The organism is Acinetobacter sp. TAC-1 (assembly GCF_029025845.1).
In the GTDB taxonomy this organism is placed as follows: Bacteria; Pseudomonadota; Gammaproteobacteria; order Pseudomonadales; family Moraxellaceae; genus Acinetobacter; species Acinetobacter guillouiae.
This window is the reverse complement of the sequence record NZ_CP118892.1, coordinates 3,939,455-3,959,142: the sequence shown is the minus strand read 5'-3', so window position 1 is coordinate 3,959,142 and position 19,688 is coordinate 3,939,455. Positions and strand designations below refer to the sequence as shown.

Sequence of the window (19,688 nt, the reverse complement as noted above, 5' to 3'; positions counted from 1 at the left end):
GTTATTCCTTACTACTTTTTTGAGTGTTGGCGAACAGCACTTTAAAGCCTTGTTGATCTGCTTTAGTCGTACACTGACTAAAACTCTGCTCAATGAGTAATGGGTAATTTAGGAAGCGGTTTGCCACAATCCATAATTCACCACCTGATTTTAAATGTCGTCTCGCAGTTTTACATAACGTTTCACTGGCATTGTAATCTGTTTGAATACCTTGGTGAAATGGAGGGTTACTCACAATGGCGTGTAAGAACAATGGCGCATCTTCAATCCCTGTGACTGCTTTTATTTCAAGTTGTTCTAAAGGTAAATTATTTTTTTCAAAAGTCATTTGCGTTGATGCTAAAGCAAAAGCATCGACATCTAAAGCAAAAATACGATTTTTCGGATTAAGTTTACTCAGATAAGCACTGATGACACCTGCACCACAACCAAAGTCCGCAATCTTTCCAGACGTCACTTGTTTGAGATAAGGTAAAAGCACTGCAGTTCCAATATCTAGACGATTTTGGCTAAACACACCAGGAAGTGCACAAATGCTAAGTTCTCCGGCAGGTGTTGGAACATTATAGACTTGCGCCCATTCTGCTAATGGCTTTGCTGTCACGGTTTTACCTGTGGTGAGTTGCCACATTTGACAATGACGTGCGCTATCAAGCTTGATGGCTTGACCATAAGGCTGGAGTTGTTTTGCAGCACGTTCTACACCACCTTTTTTCTCTCCAACCAAGAAAATCGAAGCGCCAACAGCTAAACGACTGACTAAATTGTGCAAGATATAGTTGAGTAGCTCTTTTGATTTTGGAACAAAAACAACAGCTTGATCAAATTCAGCTTCTGGCAGGTCAGTACCAAAATGTACCTTTGCCTGCTGATTCTGAAAATATTGAAACTCATTGTAATTCCAAGTCCAAATGCTTGCTTCGATGTTATGAGCTAAATTTGAAAGTAGATCATCCGTTGCTGCATTTACAAATAGCACGCGTCCAGAAAGGTAGTCATGCTGTCGAATGACAACTTCGCTTTTTGGCTCCATATTCACCATCCATCAATAAAAATTAGCGCAATGCCCAGTCTAAGCTGGGCATTATAAAGAATAGATTTATTATTTTTTAGTTTCGGGTAAAACTAAATTCAAAATTAATGCAGCTAGCCCCCCAGTTGCGACACCAGAACTAAAAATATTACGCGGTAATTCTGGCAAATGTTCCAAAATTTGAGGAACTTGTGCAACCCCTAGGCCGAGACCCAAAGAGATTGCAATAATCAATAATGCACGACGGTCTAGTTGAATTCCCGATAAAATGTTAATGCCTGAAGCAGCAACTGCACCAAACATTACCATAACCGCACCACCCAGTACCGCTTGCGGTACCGCCTGAATGATACCCGCAACAGCAGGGAATAATCCCAGAATGATGAGCAGGATTGCAATCCAAATCCCAACAAAACGACTTGCAACACCCGTCAACTGAATTACACCGTTATTTTGTGCAAAGACAGAACTTGGGAATGTGTTGAAGATCCCTGCAAGGAAAGAGTTGGCACCATTGACCAATACACCACCTTTAATTCGTTCCATCCACACTGGGCCATCTACAGGCTGATTTGAAATTTTAGAGGTTGCAGTAACATCGCCGATTGCTTCTAAAGATGTGACAAGATAAATAAACGCCATAGGAATAAATAAGCTCCATGAGAAGCTAATTCCAAAATGCATTGGTGTCGGAATTTGAATCAATGGAGCATCTTTTAAACCAGAAAAATCCAAATAGCCCATAAAACCCGCAAGAATATAGCCAATCACTAAAGCAATCAGAATTGCAGAACTTTTCACCCAAACCACTTTGAAGCGATTGAGAAGGACGATAATTGCCAACACTGTACATGACATGATGAGATTGTCGGCACTGGCAAATGTATGACTTTCCATAGCTTGGTAGCCGCCGCCCATGCTGATTAAACCTTCTTTAATTAAGGTTAAACCAATCAACAGCACCACAATCCCTGTAACCAAGGGCGTGATCAGTTTTTTTACCCAAGGTAAAATACGCGAAACACCCATTTCAATAAATGAGCCAGCAATGACCACACCAAAAATAGATGCCATAACCGCTTCTACTGGTGTGCCCGCAGCAACCATGGCAGAACCAATCCCAATCATTGGACCTATAAAGTTAAAGCTTGTGCCTTGGACAATCAGGAGGCCTGCACCAAAGGGTCCAATTTTTTTACATTGTAAGAATGTTGCCACCCCAGAAATCACCAATGACATGGAAAGAATCATATTGGTATCTTGAGGAGAAACACCTAAAGCTAAACAAATTAGTAAACCGGGTGTTACAATTGGAACAATAATCGCAAGTAAATGTTGCAAAGCCGCAAAAAAAGCGATGAGTGGTTTTGGGCGATCATCTAGACCATAAACAAGATCAATTTGAGCCTGTTTCTGATTGGGAGAGGGGTTAGAATTGGACATGGCACAGCAATTGGAAGTGGCAAGATGGCGCTATTCTAATCGCTTTACACACTATTACAAAATAAAAAGCCTGCTGTTGTGAAAAAAACTTGTAACTGTCAATAAACTGTCACTACTAAAAGTTAAGATTTTTCTGTATAATTTGCCCTCAAATTTAAAGCGTATCGAATTTACATGTCTGATATTAAAACTCTCCGTAATATTGCCATCATCGCGCACGTCGACCATGGTAAAACGACTCTTGTCGACAAACTTTTACAACAATCAGGTGCACTCGGTGACCGCGCGGGTGAGATTGAGCGTGTTATGGATTCGAATGCGCTTGAGTCTGAACGCGGTATTACCATTCTTGCAAAAAACACTGCAATCAAATGGTTAGACAAGCGTACAAATACTGAATACCGCATCAACATCGTCGACACCCCAGGACATGCTGACTTTGGTGGTGAAGTTGAACGTGTAATGTCTATGGTTGACTGCGTACTTCTTCTTGTCGATTCACAAGAAGGCCCAATGCCACAAACTCGCTTTGTAACACAAAAAGCGTTTGCTCGTGGTTTGAAGCCAATTGTTATCATAAACAAAGTAGATAAGCCAAGTGCTCGTCCAGACTGGGTAATCGATCAAGTATTTGATTTGTTCGATAACTTAGGCGGTAGTGATGAACAGTTAGACTTCCCAATCGTATATGCTTCTGGCTTACGTGGTGTTGCTGGTCCTTCTCCTGAAGAATTAGCAGAAGATATGACGCCGTTGTTCGAAACAATCGTAGATATCGTTGAACCACCAGCAGTTGATATTGATGGTCCATTCCAAATGCAAATTTCATCACTTGACTATAATAGTTTCGTGGGTGTAATTGGTGTTGGCCGTATTCAACGTGGTTCAGTAAAAACCAATACACCAGTGACTGTGATCGATAAAGATGGCAAGACACGTAACGGTCGTATCTTAAAAATTATGGGTTACCATGGTTTAGAGCGTGTAGATGTAGATTCTGCTCAAGCGGGTGATATCGTATGTATCACTGGTTTAGATGCATTGAACATTTCTGACACAATCTGTGATCCTAAAAATGTTGAAGCATTACCTGCATTGTCTGTAGATGAACCTACAGTTTCGATGACATTCCAAGTAAACAACTCACCGTTTGCTGGTAAAGAAGGTAAGTTTGTAACTTCTCGTAATATCCGTGAGCGTTTAGATCGCGAATTGATCCATAACGTTGCTTTACGTGTTGAAGATACTGACAGTCCAGACCGTTTCAAAGTTTCTGGTCGTGGTGAACTTCACCTTTCAGTATTGATTGAAACAATGCGTCGTGAAGGCTTCGAGATGGGTGTTTCTCGTCCGCAAGTGATCATGAAAGAAGTTGATGGCGAAACTCAAGAACCATACGAAAACGTTACTTTTGATGTTGAAGAACAACATCAGGGTTCTGTTATGGAACAAATGGGTAACCGTAAAGGTGAGTTGACCAATATGGAAGTTGACGGTAAAGGCCGTATCCGTATTGAAGCAACTGTTCCATCACGTGGTTTGATTGGCTTCCGTTCTGAATTCTTAACCATTACCTCTGGTACTGGTATCATGACTTCAAGCTTCTCGCATTACGGTACAGCTAAACAAGGTGCAGTTGCGAAACGTCAAAACGGTGTGTTGATCTCTATGGTTAACGGTACTTGCTTAGCGTTTGCATTGTTCACTTTACAAGACCGTGGTCGTCTATTTGCTGAACCACAGTTAGAAGTTTATGAAGGTATGATCGTAGGTATGAACTCTCGTTCAGACGACATGACTGTGAACCCAACCAAAGCGAAACAGTTAACTAACATGCGTGCATCTGGTACAGATGAAGCGTTAACGTTAACACCTGCAATCAAATTCACGCTTGAACAAGCATTAGAATTTATTGAAGATGACGAATTAGTTGAAGTAACACCTAAATCAGTTCGTATTCGTAAAAAATTCTTAACTGAAAATGAACGTAAACGTGCTTCACGTGGCTAAGCGTTCAAACTGGAAATAATTTAATTTCTAGAAAAAAACCGCAATTTTTTAATAAATTGCGGTTTTTTTATATAAATGTAAAAGGATATTGGTTTTTAATAAAAAGCGAGTAAATTAGGCGGAAATATATGTTGAAACATAATGTATACTTCGTCACATAAAAAATACGCAAAATCGGCGTGGAGTTAAAGTATGAGTATTCTTTCAGAGTTCAGAGAATTTGCCATTAAAGGCAATATGATGGATTTGGCAATTGGTGTCATCATTGGTGGTGCTTTCAATAAAATTATCGACTCATTAGTTAAAGACGTGATTATGCCTTTAATCACAGTGATTACGGGTGGTGGTGTTGATTTTACTCAAAAATTTGTCGTACTTGGCGATAACCCAAATAACCTTTCATCATTGGATGAATTGACCAAAGCTGGGATTAACGTACTAACTTATGGTAATTTCATCACAATTGTATTGAACTTCCTGATCTTAATGTGGGTGGTTTTCTTGTTGGTTAAATTCCTCAATAAAATCCGTAAACCTGCTGAAGAAGCTCCAGCTGCTACACCAGAAGATATTGCATTACTGCGTGAAATTCGTGATGAATTAAAGAAACGCCCTGAAGCTTAATCTTCATTAAATTGATTCAAATTACAGTATTTTAATATGTCTAGAGCCTGATAAAGCTATTAAATCATTGTAAAAGAGTTGAATGAAACGGTACGATCAAGTACCGTTTTTTATGCAAGCAAGAAAATAGAGATGGGGCTGATGAAAAAAAACATAGGGATTATGGCAATACTTATCAGTTTGTATGCATGTTCAGAGCATCCAAAAGAGCAGCAATCCGCTGATACTCAAACATCTACGCAAGCGGACCAAAGCCGACCTGCTAGTGGTTTAACTTTTAATGAAATGCCAAATGAAGATACCCGCTACGTCACTATAGAAACTGACTCGGTAGATGAAAATGAAACATTACTGTTAGCACTACAAACACGTTTATTAAAAGCCAATTTTGAGTTTATAGAAAAAGACAGTGGTAGCTCTTGGTCCGAAAATGATTGTTCTCTGAATAGGGTGATTCAAGTAAAAGGTGAGGGCATCCGCTCTTATAAGGCAATCAGTAAAGTTAAGTTAGGTGATGAAAAACAATATCGCCCAGATTTTGTTTTGCTGGTTTTTGCTTTTAAGGATGAACAGCTTGCTGAGCAAAGTTTTCAAATGCTTAAGTCTGCTGTCTATTCAGCTGGGGGTTACTGTAATGGTAAATCTCCTGAAACCATCGTTAGAAATGGTAATGAAATATTTTACTTTACCACTCGGGAAGAAGCATTTAGATCATATATTGATGATTATGCGAAGTTTATCCATGAATTTAAATCTGAGCAAATTGATTCAAAAATATAGAAGGGTTTGAATTAAAGAGAACAGCTCAGATTTTTATTGTTTTGTTGTCTTTAATAAGCAATAAGTTTTAAAGCAAACATTAACATCCTTGTCATTGTGCTACGTGATAGATACACCTTGTATGCCTGAATGATCTAAAAGCAAAAGTATTTTAATTTAGCTTCAGTGATGGTGGTTGTTGTGACTCTAATTTGAACATTGCTGATAAATAGTGGAACATTCTCTCAATGTCTCCAAAAGAATGTAAATCTTTAAACTAAAAATCCATGCGAAATTTAATTTCAACCAAGTGAAAGCCGAATTGGCTTTTTACTGGACCATGAAGTACATGTTCAGCAGCGGTAAATACCAGTTTATCAATCACAGGAACAAGCTGTCCTTTTTTTACTTCACCCAGTTCACCACCACGTTTTGCTGAATTACATGTGGAATGCTGTTTGGCCACTTTGGCAAAATCAGCGCCATCATGGATCTTCTTCTTAAGTTGTTCAGCCAAGTCCTTATCTTTGACGAGAATATGTCGAACGATTGCAGTTTTCATTTACTTTTTCCTCGTGGTTTTTGTGGGATGCTCTTCGCGATCTTTAATGGCTGGCATTGTGGGCAAAACACACTGGCTCTTTGTCCTAACTTTAAATTTTCTAAAGTGGTTTCACAGTTAATACACATCTCACCCGCACGACCATAAGCCAATAAGGTCTGCTGAAAGTAGCCATTCTCACCCATGGCATTGCTATAATCTCTTAAGGTTGAACCACCCAAATCAATCGCTTGCTTTAAAATTCGTTTAATTTCGATGACCAATTTTTGAATTTGCGCTTTCGTCAAACTCGAAGCAGGCTGTGCAGGGTGAATCCCTAAATTAAATAAGCTTTCGGTTGCATAAATATTGCCTACACCCACAACAATATGATTATCCATGATTGCAACTTTTGTGCCGACATTTTTATTTTTAAACTTTTCTGCTAAATATTCGGCATGAAATTCATCACTCAATGGTTCAGGTCCTAAAGTATCAATCAATTTTGTTTGGCTTTCCTCATTCAGCCAAATGATACAACCAAAACGTCGAGGGTCATGATAGCGCAGCTGTGTGTCTTCAAACTGAATGATTAGATGGTCATGCTTTCTAAGTGCTTCATGTTCATCACAGATTCTAAAACTACCTGACATACCTAAATGCCATAACATGCTATGGGTTTCAAACTCTGCCAAAATGTATTTTGAACGACGCGTTAAGCGAACGAGTTTTTGACCTTGAAGTTGTTGAATATCTTCGGGAATAGGCCAGCGTAACCGTGACTCACGCACTTGAACATGAAGAACTTTCTGGTCGATCAGGGGGAGTAAACTGGTTTTTGTTGTTTCAACTTCAGGTAATTCAGGCATGCACTTGTCACATTGGTGTGAGGACTGAATATTGTATGCAAGAATTGCATTGCGTTAAAGGGCGGTTGTGTTGAGCCTACGACTTTAGGTTAAAATTATGGATATGATCGATAAATAAGATTGAACTATTATTTCTAAGTGATTGTTATCTAAAATAAAGTTTATTAATAAAATAAAGTTTTCCAATTGATAAAAAATATCTGATAGTTATATGTAAAAAAATGTGTAAATTTCTAGTGAATTGTTTACTGAAATAATTCTTTTTATCTCGATATTTCAGGAAAAATAGTCATTTTAAAGCTGGAACTTTCTATTAAATTTAGACGGTTAAAGTGATTGAGAGTTGACTGGTTTATCTTTATTCGTTTTGTTCCTGATTAGGCTTTCCCATGAAAAAAATTGCTTATCCTTTATTGGCAATCTCTGCATGTAGCATGATGTCTTTTGCATCAGCTGAAGATGCGTTTAATTTACACGGCTCAACCATGACGGGTGATTGGAATGGGAGTCGGACTGAACTTGCAGAAAAGGGAATCAAATTTGATGGCACCATTGCCATGGACAGTTCATATCTCGCTGATGGTGGTTATGATGCACATCAAGCGCCAACATTTGCGACACAATTCGGACTGGGTACAACCTTAGATATGGGGAAACTGGCGGGTTGGAATGATGTGACTATTCGTGCTTTAGTTACAGCACGTCAAGGTGAAAGTACTTCACTCAGAGGTATTCAAGCACCAGATGCACCACAATGGGCAAACTCGCAAGCCAATTGGGGACGTGGTAATTCGGGGAGCCGTCTCAGCGAATTATATATAGAAAAGAATTTTAAGGATCAAGGACTAAGTCTGCGTTTAGGTCGTATGGGTTTAGGTACTGAATTCAATACCATGGCTTGTGATTTCCAAGGCAATGCCTTTTGTGCAGCACAGATGGGGAAATGGCAAGGTAAGCTTTGGTATAACACACCCGTCTCACAATGGGGCGCACGCTTAAAATATCACATCAATCCTGAACTATTTGCACAAGTGGGGGTGTTTGAATACAACCCTGATAATGCTTTAGAGCGACAAGGCTGGAATTTGGATACAAAGCATGCCGATGGTGTCAATATTCTTTCTGAAGTAGTGTGGTCACCTAAGCAGGGTGTGAATAATTTACCAGGCAGTTATCGTATTGGTACGCTTTACAATACTGCTGATGAGGCTAAAAATCAGTACGATGTGGGCTATAAAGCAGGAACTAAGGCTGAAGATCGTACATATGGCGGTTGGATTGCGTTTGAGCAGCAATTGACTTCAACTGGAGAGGGGAAACGTGGTTTACACAGTTTTGGTAACTTCACCATTCATGATCGTACGACGACAGCCGTAAATGATTCACAGCAACTTGGTCTAAAATACTATGGTCTGTTTGATGGTCAGCCAAACGATATTCTTGGTTTAGCGGTAAATCGGGTACATTTGAACGATCGGTATACTAATTATGTGAATGGTGCTCGTTTAGGAACAAATTTAAGACAGTTGAATGAAGATGCAGAGTATAATGTTGAGTTGAATTACTCATATTACCCTGCCAAATGGTTCATGCTTCGTCCTTTAGTGCAGTATGTGGTACATCCTGGTGCAACCAATCAGGTGGACAATGCGTTTGTCGTTGGCTTGGGGTCTAAAATTATTTTTTAATACCACCCGAGGACACCTTTATGCAAAGAGTGAAACATCTAAAAATTAATACAACACTACTTTGCTTAACGGTATGTATCACACAGAGCTTATATGCTGAAGTGGAATCTCAAGATTCCATTCAGCAAAATTCTACCCAGCAACTTCCAACCATTAAAATTGAAGCAACACGCTCTGATACCAGCATATTAAACACCCCAGCATCGGTATATAGAATCGATCAACAACAGAATCAAAATAATATTGGGGTAAACCTCACTGAAACACTCAAAGGAATTCCGGGTTTACAGCTCAATAATCGTGAGAATTATGCCCAAGACTTACAACTGTCTATGCGCGGATTTGGCGCACGCTCAACTTTTGGGGTCCGTGGGATTCGTCTTTATGTCGATGGGATTCCTGCGACGATGCCAGACGGACAAGGTCAAACTTCAAATATTGATTTAACGAGCTTAGATCATATTGAAGTGCTTGGTGGGCCCTTTTCATCACTGTATGGAAACTCCTCTGGAGGGACTATTCTCACCACGACCAAAGAAGGAACAGGGCGTGATTCGGTAGAGTTAGGATATTCAGGTGGCAGTAATAATAAAGGCCGCGCTGACATCACCTTACAAGGTGGTGCAGATAAAGCCAATGAACCGAGCTATGTGATCAGTTCTTCTTATTTTGATACCGATGGTTATCGGGACCACAGTGCCGCAAGAAAAGTGTTGAGCAATGCTAAACTCACGTGGGACTTAGATGATGGTTCTAAGATCAATTGGCTGATCAATCATGTAGATATTTCCGCTGATGATCCACAAGGTTTGACTCGTGAGCAATGGAAGCAAAATCCTAAACAGGTCAATGACAGTAAAAATATCTATGATGTTCGTAAAGATATTAACCAAACACAGACAGGTATTAATTGGACTAAGCCCCTGAATGATCAACAAGAGCTTTATAGTATGGCTTATATTGGTCATCGTGAAGTGACCCAATACCAGTCTATTCCAAAATGTGCTTTTACAGATTCAACAAATACTATTTGTAAACCAAATACCGTTCAGTTAAATCCCAGACATGCAGGTGGGGTGATTGATTTCGAACGAGATTTTTATGGTGCTGATTTACGTTGGACTGGCAAAGACTTATTACCGAATACACGGATCAGTGCAGGTTTGGCTTATGATGCGATGAATGAAGATCGTCAAGGGTATGAGAATTTTAATGCCAAGGGCGAATATGGGGTAAAAGGCAACTTACGCCGTGATGAACGAAATACTTTATGGAATTTAGATCCATATTTACAGGCAGCTTGGCAATTTTTGCCGACTGTACGTCTAGATACAGGATTGCGTTATAGCAATGTTCATTATGAGTCGAAAGATCACTACATCATTGGTTTGAATGGCGATGACAGTGGTCAAACCGATTATCAAAAACTGCTCCCATCAGCTGCCGTTACTTGGGAAGTTACTCCAGACCTTAGTACTTATATCAGTTATGCCAAAGGCTTTGAAACACCAACCTTTACCGAAATGGCCTATCCAACAGAAGGAACGGCAGGGATTAACTTTGCGCTTAAACCTTCAACCAGTGATAATTATGAACTTGGTTTAAAAGCACAAAATCGTCTAGGTAATTTTACCGCCGCAGTTTTCCAAAGTAATACTCAAGATGACATCGTTTCTGCGGGAACACTCAATGGACGTGCAACCTATCAAAATGCAGATAAAACACTACGCCAAGGGGTAGAGCTGTCTTGGAATAAAAAGTTGTGGAAAAATTTAACGGCTCAAGCCAGTTATAGTTTCCTTGATGCAACATTTGATGCAGACATTCCCAACACAGATCCTAAAAAAGTTATCCAAAGTGGCAATTACATTCCCGGAATTGCAAAAAACCAAGCCTTTGTATCTTTCGGCTGGTTGCCTGAGCAGGGCTTTAATGCAGGTGTCGATGTTCGATATATGGATAAAATCTATGTAGACGATCTCAATACAGATACTGCACCAAGTTATACAGTAACCAGTATGAATGTCGGTTATATCTGGAAAAACAACGATTGGAAAGTACGTAGTTTTGCTCGAGTCGATAATTTATTCGATAAAAATTATGTCGGTTCAGTCATTGTGAATGATGGTAATAGTCGATTCTTTGAACCTGCTGATGGTATTAACTGGAGTGCAGGACTCAGTGTCACCAAACAGTTCTAATTCATTGGGAAAATAATTTATGTCTGCTCAACCAAAGTTATTTGAATCTATTCAATTTGGTTCACTCTCCCTCAGCAATAAAATTATTATTGCGCCAATGTGTCAATATTCGGCAACAGATCAGGGTGAAGTGACCTATTGGCATGAACAGCAATGGGCAAGTTACGCTTTGTCAGGCGCGAGCTTATGTATTATTGAAGCAACAGCGGTTCAAGCCGAAGGGCGGATCAGTTATGCCGATGTGGGACTTTGGAATGATACACAACGAGATCAAATCAAAGCTTTACTCAATAAGGTAAAAAGCATTGCTCCAACACCTTTTGCTATTCAGCTTGCGCATGCAGGCCGTAAAGCTTCGACTGAAAAGCCTTGGTTGGTGAAGCAGGGGAAAGGTCAGATTGCGCCAGATCATGCACATGGATGGCAAACTGTATCAGCCAGTGATATTGCTTTCAGCCCGAATGATATTGCCCCGCATGAATTAACCATTGACGAAATTAAAACAATTATTCAGGACTTTGCGCAAGCGGCGATTCGTGCAGTAGACGCTGGTTTTTCACTGATTGAAATTCATGCAGCGCATGGGTATTTACTGCATCAATTTATGTCGCCATTGTCTAATCACCGAACTGATGAATATGGCGGAAGTTTTGAAAATCGTATTCGTTTTACATTAGAAGTTTTTCAAGCCATTCGAGCAGTTGTACCAACTGACTATCCAGTAGGTGTACGTATTTCTGCAACCGACTGGATGGATGCAGAAAATAGCTGGAATGTTGAATCAAGCATTGGCTTATCAAAAGCTTTAGCGCAACTTGGTGCTGCTTATATCCATGTATCCTCTGCGGGATTACATATTCAACAAGATATTAAAGTGGGTGCAAATTACCAAGTGCCTTTTGCAAATGCGATTAAAAAACAGGTGAATATTCCTGTCATTGCGGTGGGCTTAATTACCGAAGCTGAACAAGCTGAACAGATCCTTCAACAAGGCGAAGCAGATGCAATTGCATTGGCAAGAGCGATTTTATATGACCCACGCTGGCCTTGGCATGCCGCAGCAAAATTGGGTGCAAAAATCTCGATTGCACCACAATATTTACGTTGTCAGCCGCACGGAATCAAAGATTTGTTCTCAGCATATTGATGGCATAACAGTTTTGATTCACTCATTATTCTTTAAACGTATTTAAACTGAATAAAGATATATTCTAGGATATATCTTTATTTGTATGATCTGGAAAAGGAACGGCTTGAATGATTTTTTCGGTAATTTTTCCAGTATTTTTCCTGTTATTTTTGGGTTTTATATCTGTCAAAATCCAATTGATCTCTAAAGAGCAAATTACTGCAATTGGTGCTTTTGTAATCAAAATTGCATTACCTGCTTTATTACTTCATGCACTGGCTGCAAAAGATTTACATGAGATTTGGTATCCTGCTTATTTCTTTGTTTATGCAGGGGTTACTTTTAGTCTATTTATTTTGGCCTTTATTTTAGGGCAAAAGCTTTTTAACAACCATTTCACCCATGCTTCTGTGTTTTCGCTTGGCGCGTCAATGTCCAATACGGGGTTATTGGGTGCAGCAATTTTGACTTTGCTGATGGGGAGTGAAGCTATGATTTATATTTCACTGATTGTGATCATTGAAAGCGTATTTCTTGTGCCACTGATGTTAACCTTGGCAGAAATAGGGCGGCAAAGACAAGCCAATTTAGCCTCCATTTTAAAAACAACATTTTTAACTTTATTTAAAAATCCATTGTTCTTGTCAGTGATGATTGGCATGAGCTGTGCGATCTTCGAAATTCAAATTCCACATGTATTAGACCAAGTATTTGCCTTGTTAGGTCAGACTGCTTCACCTTTAGCGTTATTTATTATTGGTGGTGGGATGGTTGGAATTACGATTCAATCACTTAATCTGCAAACCATTTATTTGGTGGTTTCTAAAAATATCTGTATGCCGATATTGGTCTATTTAGGTTTGACTCATTTAACAGATTTGGATCAAAAGATGATTTATGCAGGTACCTTGATTGCGGCTTTGCCTATGCCTTCTATATTTGGAATTTTTGGGCAAGTCTATGGTTTAAATGAAAAAGCACTGACACCATTGATGATTAGTACGTTACTGAGTTTTATTGTGGTGAGTGTTTTGATTGGTATTTGGTGGTAAAAAAATACTCTCTTGCGAGAGTATTTTTTTAAGCGTTGCCTATTTTTTTGCTGGTGGTGCGGGAGCAGGTGTTTTGCCTTTTTCAGCAATCAGTTTGTTTACAACATCCAAAGACTCTTTTGCCTTAGGCACATTATTTTTAGCCAGTTCTGAGAAAATCTTTTGTGCTTCTGGCAGATTTTGATCAATGATATTACCATTGGTCAGCATATTTCCGACAGCCATTAATGCTGGGATATATCCTTTTTTAGCTAAATCTTGGATTGATTTTAAACCTTGATTAACTGCTGCTGCATTCTTCTTCTTTAAACCATCGGTGATGTCATACAGCGCTTTTGCATGAATCGCAGGTGCAAAATCCTTTTTCACTAAAGGGTCAAGTTTTTGTAAGCCAAGCTTGTCAGATGCGGGTTTGCCTTCAGCAAATAATAAAACCGCAAGTTCCACTGTAGCATCATCAAATCCTTGAGCAGAGGACTTTTCTAAGTATTCCCGAACTTTCTTTTCATCTTTTGCTAAGCCCAATTGACCTACCGCATAGCTTTGCGCCAAGACGTAACTTGCAACAGGGTAGCCTTTTGCTGAAGCATCTTGATAATATTTCAAAGCTTTCTTATCGTCTTTGGTTGTGCCTTGTCCCGTTTGGGTTAAATAGCCTAAGTTATATAGCGCTTGAGCATTACCTGCTTTTGCAAGACGTTCAAGTTCTTGATACGCCGCAGGGTAGTTTTTTGCTTGAATCAGCTCTTGTGCTTTGACAAATGCAGGGTCAACGTTACTTTTAGTTGTATCTGCTGCAAATGCAGAAATACATGAAAAGCTGAGTAGTGTAGCGAATAGAATTTTTTTCATTTTGACGATATACCTTGTTTTAATTTCAACATAATTCCATTTATGGTGTGAGAACATTGTTGAGGACGTTTTTATCATAATTTGAAAATTATAAATGTAAACATGCCTATTGTATAAGTTAGTGTATTTAAATTTTAATTTATTTATAAATAAGAAAGAATTAAGGATATTTTAACAACATTAAAGCCTAGAGAAATTTTTTATTCTCTAGGCTGTGGGCTGTTATTTTACTGCTTTGAGGAGTAATTCAATTTCGCCTGCCTCACGTGCGCCTGAAATACGGGTGCCATCTTGTAAGAAGAATGTCGGTGTACCATCGACTTCAAGTGATTTTGCTAAAGCAATGTTTTTCTCAATTGGGTTCGTACATGACTTGTTTGAAGTCGGTTGTTTCTTGTCAATTAAATAGTCTTCCCACGCTTGGTACTGGTTTTTAGAGCACCAGATTTGCTGTGAAATACTTTCAGCATTTGGATGTAAACGAGTAATTGGGTATAAAAATAAGTAAACGGTTAAGTTGTCGATATTTTTTAATTCTTTTTCAAGATGTTGGCAATATGGACAGTCAGGATCACTAAATACGTAGATTACACGTTCACCTTTACCTTTGATATGCTTAATGGCTTGTTTCAACGGTAATGATTTTACATCAATACTTTTTAGGGCTTGCATACGTTCTTCAGTCAGATTCTTTTGTTCTTTAAGATCAATTAAATTGCCTACAAAGAAATATTTTGCTTCTTCATTGGTATAGACAATACGCCCACCCATATAGACTTCATAAACATCTTTAATTGGTGAGTTTTGTACCGATTTTACCTGAATCTCAGGATATTTGGTTTTTAAGTTTTGCTGCAAAGTTTGAATATCTGCATGTGCAGAAGAAAAGGTAAAAAGACCCAAAGTCAGAAGAGATAACCAGATTTTCATGTTAAAGCTCAAAATAATAATGTGGATATTGTGCACTCAATAATGATCAAAAATATATTGAGATCATGTAATTGCCAATGCGATATTTAGTTGGTACCACGTTTAATTTCGTATTGTATTCTGGATACCATGGCGTGTTAACTCATTTCTGAGTTGTTGGATATATTGATTTAATTCTACTTGTGAGTCACTCCGTAAACGTAATTGCGTACTAAAATTAAAGATTCTACTGCGTTTTCCATTGCGCTGTAAAATTTGAAAGTGCCCATTATAAGCTCCATTTGCTGTTGTCATACGGGTACTAAATTCAACGCATGTGACCTGATCTAAAGGGTAAGAGGTCATCATCAAATTACTGACGATCAGTTTATGATTGCGTATATAAAATGGGGCAAAATTTAAATTAAACCGTTTAAAGATCCACATCAGCATACTCAAAAATGCTACAAACATGATTGGAATAAACAAGCCCCAATATTTGTCTGAGCGGTTTGTTGTCTCTACTTCGAGTAATTCTACATGTTTGGCTTCAACCATTTTTTGCTCATCAATCCATTGTCGAATATCGTCAGTGCGTGGTTGAGTTCTCAGTAAATTTTGAATCGTTTGTGGGTCGCGAATATGATAAATCGTGGCCTTAACCAGTTGGCTATTTCCTAACTGATCAAAATAGTAAAACGCATTGCCATTTTTCCATACAGTGCCATCGTTATAATTTACATCCCCAAGTTTTTGCCATGTGGAATGAAGTGGTTCAGCTAATTTTAGAATATGGGTAGATTTGGAAGAGGCTGATCCTTTATTGCTGCGATATTCACTGGCTTGTAGATAGAGTAGTTGTGAGCCATCAGAAAAAATCAGCGGTGCGATTTCTTTAAATGCTTTGCCTAAAAATGGACTATCACCTGCGCGACGCATTTTTTTCTTATTCAGATCAAAATAATAAATCCCCGTGTCGTTATAAAACAAAGCATGGTTAATATGATCGCCATATTCGCTTAATAGATGATAAGGCGCGTATTGGGGATCAAAGGCAAACTCGTTGACATAGACCATACCATCGACAGGATTGAGTAAATAATATTGGTTATTTAAACCGTCTATTTCAATACTATAAAGTTTTCCATTGTCTTTTAAATCGAGCAAAGTGTTGTTGTAATAGACGTTTTTACCATCCACTCGATAGGCATAGTTACGTTCGCCTAAGACAAGTTTGAGTTGGTCTGGATTGGCTCCAGAAAGCAATTTCCCTTGAAAATAGTTGAATGTCCCATTACTTGCCGTATCATTTTCGGAATTAACACGATAAGGCAGATTGCCTGATTCAAGTTTAAAATAGGGGTAGAGATAGCTTTGTGGTTTTGAGCCTAGGGCAAAATTTTGTTGCATGATTTGCCACACTTCTCGAAGCGCACTTAAATCCTTATTTCGTTCGGTGGAGGGGGAGCAATACCAAGTGTCTTTTCCAGCAGTAAAATAACCATCCCCAATAGTTTTCACCTGTTGAGGTTGCACACCTTTTAGAATGATATTGCCACAATAGACATGGAGTTTATCTGCACCTAGTTGTCGGTATTGGTAATCATCATTGGGTAAATAAAAACTTTGAACATCTGCTTCTGGGATCAAATAATCACCATTGCTGGGTACAGCGGCATAGATTTGGTTGTTATATTTTTGAAATATCCCAAGTTTTTCTGTAGTCGCAGTAAAAGGAATCTCATCTGAATTTGAGTCAGAAAATCTAAATATAAAACTAAAGCTGAATAGAAGCGCGCATATCACCAAGATAAGCGTAAAGGTTTTAAGGATAGAAAATACTTTTAGTGGATTCTGCATCATTTATTTTATTGTTAAATATTGATCGGGTTGAGTTATGGCAATTTAAGGTTGTTTTGTCATCATTTTAGTGATGAATTGGTCATGCTGATTGATGGTAAGGTCTTTATCATTTAAGGCAAATAGGGTTGCATAGCCTCTGTTAAAATTTCGATTAACTCTTCATCCATATAGTGATAATCGTCTGGAATATCCAATACCATGACTTTTTTATGTTGTAACTGGTTGGGGAATTTCTCTTTGATATTTTGTTTATGTTTTTGCTCCATGACAAAAATCATATCTGCCCATGCAATATCTTTGGCAGAAATACGATGTTTGGCGTGTTTACTTGTGCCAGCGGAACGTGTGGAAATGCCATAACCCACTGCAAAGACACGCTCGGCAGTCGGGCTACGCCATTGGTTACGACTACAAATAAAAAGGCTGTTCAATCAGCAGTCTTCCAAAAATCATATTGTGCTTGTTTTCGTCTTTTGGCAGAAGAAATACGTGGATATTCAATTCTTAATTGTTTCGAGCGAGATCTTTTTAACGATCTGTTCCAAAGTAATTTCCAGTCTTTTTCTGGTTTCCAAAGGCTTGAAGTATGTCTGCAATCTCGACCACGGTGTAAATAATTTACCTTACGTCTCCAAGCGCGATTGCGGTTTATTTCATTTTCAAAATATTGTTGTGTAATGTCCATAGATAAAGCTCATGAGTTGATCGGGTTCAGCAGCCGCGATAACACATGATTGGGCTATTTTATAAGTATTTATCTGGGTAAACAAGCCGAATGATTTTGATAATGTTTATTTAGGGCCATTTTAAAGGCAATGAAAAGGGTATAATTCTGGCTAAATAGAACGTGTGAGTAGACGATGTTTATTAAAGGCATTAGACGTAATTATGACAAAGTCAGCCAAGATGACGGTATTGCAGATGAAGATAAGATAGATGCCTTGTTGATCAAACTGGGTGGTGAGTTTCTTGTCAGTAAGGATGACCGTGTTTATATTTTTGAAAAAGATGGTCAAACGGCCAAGTTTGATGCAAAACATGCACGGGCATTTCACTTTAAAGATTATTTGTGTAAAGACATGAATAAATTATTTCATGGGTTTTGATACTCCTTGAAAATTAGTGAACTGTTCAATTGGGCTATAAAAATGCTTTAAGCGCTTGGATGAGCCCTCTACCGATGTATTGATGGTGGTTAGGGCTTTCTAAAGTAATAATTTTTGATGTTGTCATTGTTTATTTTCTTAGTTCTGTTTTTTGATGCGCTGTGTGCCATAAAACGAGAGTGAATGCATTAATCCACTGCAACAATACTTTCGGCGCTTGGCTAAAAACAATATAAAATAATGGTTTGTATTTGGATGGTCTTTGTATTTTTCTAGCAAAATTATTTGACTATATACTCGTGCTTCAAGTTATATAATATAAAAAAGAAGGCTGTTTTTGCTAAGATTAATCGAGACGTATCTATGATGAAAGTACTGTCAATCTTATTCATAAGTTTAGTTTGTTCAATGGGGATTTTAGCTCAACAGCCAAATCTTGTGCCTCATCAGGTTAACTTAAAAAATGGGAAGCGCTTTTCTTTAAATCTTCCAGCAAATTACGAAATTATTCCAGCGGCTGAGGGCTTAAAGCGAGTTCGTTTTTTTAGCAAAGCTCCTGATGGCAGAATGTTTGTAACAGATATGCACGATTTGACCGATAATAAAAAAGGCATCGTTTATATTTTGGATGAATGGAACCCTGAAACGGGAAAATTTGGCAAAATTATTCCTTATATGACGGGGTTGAAGAATCCTAATTCAGTTCAATTTTATACAGACTCTTCAGGACAAGATTGGTTGTATTTAGCGGAAACTAATCAACTGACCCGACGAAAATTTACCAAAGGTGAAATTAAACCAACCGATAAAGCCGAAGTTTTAGTGACTTTTCCTGACTACGGTTTAAGTTATAAATATGGTGGTTGGCATCTAACGCGAACAATTGCTGTGGGTGGGAACGGGAAAATTTATGTTTCTGTCGGCTCAAGCTGCAATGCTTGTACCGAGAAAGAAAAAGTTCGGGCAACAGTATTAGAAATGAATCCCGATGGTTCGCAACAAAAGATTTTCGCTACAGGTTTACGCAATGCAGTCGGTTTGAAATGGGTTGGTAATTTTTTATTTGCCACCAATCAAGGTGTGGATCATTTGGGTAAAAATAAGCCTGATGAAACTTTTTATGCACTCAAACGTGATGCAGATTATGGCTGGGCTTCATGTTATTCGTCGAATGGTAAAATTTTGGCAGATCCAAAATTTAAACGTCCGTCAGGTTGCAAAAATGTATTGCCTCCTTATGCCTATTTCCCTGCGCATTCATCTGCACTTGGTTTTGACTATTTTGATCATCCCAATACAGATGATACCATCAAAAATTCTTTTTTAGTTGCTTTACATGGTTCTACCGATGCCACGATTGGTCATGGCTATAAAATTGTGATTATGCGTAAAGGGCAAAAACTACAGACATTTATGGACGGTTTTTTAGTGGGCAAAAATGTCTATGGGCGCCCTTGTGATATTTATCGAGTAGATGAAAATTCATTTTACTTTTCTGATGACAAGAGTGGTGTGATTTATTATGTTCGGCAAAAAGCATCTTCCTAAATTTTCAACTTTTCTAAAAATTTAGGAGTTAGTAAAAAGAACATGGCTGGGATACAAAATT

18 protein-coding genes are annotated in these 19,688 nt (G+C 38.4%); 9 read left to right on the top strand and 9 right to left on the bottom strand.

Annotation, left to right across the window (positions count from 1 at the left end; all coding sequences use genetic code 11):
* Position 1 precedes the first annotated feature (1 nt).
* Positions 2-1,033 (bottom strand): class I SAM-dependent methyltransferase, encoded by a 1,032-nt coding sequence (locus PYV58_RS18495; RefSeq protein ID WP_004819153.1) that lies wholly within the window; start codon positions 1,031-1,033, stop codon positions 2-4.
* 69 nt (positions 1,034-1,102) lie between these two features.
* Complete coding sequence (locus PYV58_RS18490) at positions 1,103-2,476, bottom strand: uracil-xanthine permease family protein (protein WP_004819155.1); 1,374 nt, start codon at positions 2,474-2,476, stop codon at positions 1,103-1,105.
* A gap of 174 nt (positions 2,477-2,650) precedes the next feature.
* Here PYV58_RS18490 and typA point away from each other — a divergent pair, with 174 nt between their 5' ends.
* From typA to PYV58_RS18475, 3 genes are all read left to right on the top strand, one after another.
* A complete protein-coding gene (gene typA, locus PYV58_RS18485) occupies positions 2,651-4,486 on the top strand; it encodes a translational GTPase TypA (protein WP_004723004.1) in 1,836 nt (611 codons plus the stop codon).
* Positions 4,487-4,678: 192 nt separating this feature from the next.
* Positions 4,679-5,110 carry a large conductance mechanosensitive channel protein MscL gene (gene mscL / locus PYV58_RS18480; RefSeq protein ID WP_004723003.1) on the top strand — a complete coding sequence of 144 codons (432 nt, stop codon included), beginning with the start codon at positions 4,679-4,681 and terminating at the stop codon, positions 5,108-5,110.
* Between the two features lie 141 nt (positions 5,111-5,251).
* Positions 5,252-5,890 carry a hypothetical protein gene (locus tag PYV58_RS18475; protein WP_004819158.1) on the top strand — a complete coding sequence of 213 codons (639 nt, stop codon included), beginning with the start codon at positions 5,252-5,254 and terminating at the stop codon, positions 5,888-5,890.
* Between the two features lie 256 nt (positions 5,891-6,146).
* Here the strand turns inward: PYV58_RS18475 and PYV58_RS18470 are convergent, their stop codons facing one another.
* Positions 6,147-6,431 carry a peptidylprolyl isomerase gene (locus PYV58_RS18470; RefSeq protein WP_034609999.1) on the bottom strand — a complete coding sequence of 95 codons (285 nt, stop codon included), beginning with the start codon at positions 6,429-6,431 and terminating at the stop codon, positions 6,147-6,149.
* Positions 6,428-7,279, bottom strand: a complete 852-nt coding sequence (gene mutM / locus PYV58_RS18465) for a bifunctional DNA-formamidopyrimidine glycosylase/DNA-(apurinic or apyrimidinic site) lyase (RefSeq protein WP_004722995.1) — start codon at positions 7,277-7,279, stop codon at positions 6,428-6,430. The genes PYV58_RS18470 and mutM overlap by 4 nt, the downstream gene beginning before the upstream one ends.
* Positions 7,280-7,668: 389 nt before the next feature.
* On the opposite strand from mutM, the gene PYV58_RS18460 reads away from it, so the two are divergent.
* From PYV58_RS18460 to PYV58_RS18445, 4 genes are all read left to right on the top strand, one after another.
* Entirely contained in the window at positions 7,669-8,967 is a 1,299-nt protein-coding gene (locus tag PYV58_RS18460; RefSeq protein WP_034610001.1) for a carbohydrate porin, read from the top strand.
* A gap of 20 nt (positions 8,968-8,987) precedes the next feature.
* Positions 8,988-11,168 carry a TonB-dependent receptor gene (locus PYV58_RS18455; protein ID WP_034610003.1) on the top strand — a complete coding sequence of 727 codons (2,181 nt, stop codon included), beginning with the start codon at positions 8,988-8,990 and terminating at the stop codon, positions 11,166-11,168.
* Positions 11,169-11,187: 19 nt separating this feature from the next.
* Positions 11,188-12,315 carry an NADH:flavin oxidoreductase/NADH oxidase gene (locus PYV58_RS18450; protein WP_034610005.1) on the top strand — a complete coding sequence of 376 codons (1,128 nt, stop codon included), beginning with the start codon at positions 11,188-11,190 and terminating at the stop codon, positions 12,313-12,315.
* Between the two features lie 110 nt (positions 12,316-12,425).
* Positions 12,426-13,349: an AEC family transporter gene (locus PYV58_RS18445; protein ID WP_034610007.1), complete on the top strand. Its 924-nt coding sequence runs from the start codon at positions 12,426-12,428 to the stop codon at positions 13,347-13,349.
* A gap of 39 nt (positions 13,350-13,388) precedes the next feature.
* On the opposite strand, the gene PYV58_RS18440 is transcribed toward PYV58_RS18445, so the two are convergent.
* From PYV58_RS18440 to PYV58_RS18420, 5 genes are all read right to left on the bottom strand, one after another.
* Entirely contained in the window at positions 13,389-14,201 is an 813-nt protein-coding gene (locus PYV58_RS18440; protein WP_034610009.1) for a tetratricopeptide repeat protein, read from the bottom strand.
* Positions 14,202-14,423: 222 nt separating this feature from the next.
* Positions 14,424-15,131: a DsbC family protein gene (locus PYV58_RS18435; RefSeq protein WP_034610011.1), complete on the bottom strand. Its 708-nt coding sequence runs from the start codon at positions 15,129-15,131 to the stop codon at positions 14,424-14,426.
* A 102-nt stretch (positions 15,132-15,233) separates the two neighbouring features.
* On the bottom strand, positions 15,234-16,973 hold the full coding sequence (locus tag PYV58_RS18430; protein ID WP_034610014.1) for a DKNYY domain-containing protein: 1,740 nt from the start codon (positions 16,971-16,973) through the stop codon (positions 15,234-15,236).
* Between the two features lie 110 nt (positions 16,974-17,083).
* Complete coding sequence (locus PYV58_RS18425; protein WP_004819178.1) at positions 17,084-17,404, bottom strand: hypothetical protein; 321 nt, start codon at positions 17,402-17,404, stop codon at positions 17,084-17,086.
* Positions 17,401-17,658: a hypothetical protein gene (locus PYV58_RS18420; RefSeq protein ID WP_004722985.1), complete on the bottom strand. Its 258-nt coding sequence runs from the start codon at positions 17,656-17,658 to the stop codon at positions 17,401-17,403. Before PYV58_RS18420 ends, PYV58_RS18425 begins: the two co-directional genes overlap by 4 nt.
* A 175-nt stretch (positions 17,659-17,833) precedes the next feature.
* Between PYV58_RS18420 and PYV58_RS18415 the strand changes: the two genes are divergently transcribed.
* Entirely contained in the window at positions 17,834-18,079 is a 246-nt protein-coding gene (locus PYV58_RS18415; RefSeq protein ID WP_034610017.1) for a hypothetical protein, read from the top strand.
* A 363-nt stretch (positions 18,080-18,442) separates the two neighbouring features.
* A complete protein-coding gene (locus tag PYV58_RS18410; protein WP_004819183.1) occupies positions 18,443-19,627 on the top strand; it encodes a hypothetical protein in 1,185 nt (394 codons plus the stop codon).
* The last annotated feature ends 61 nt before the right edge of the window (positions 19,628-19,688 follow it).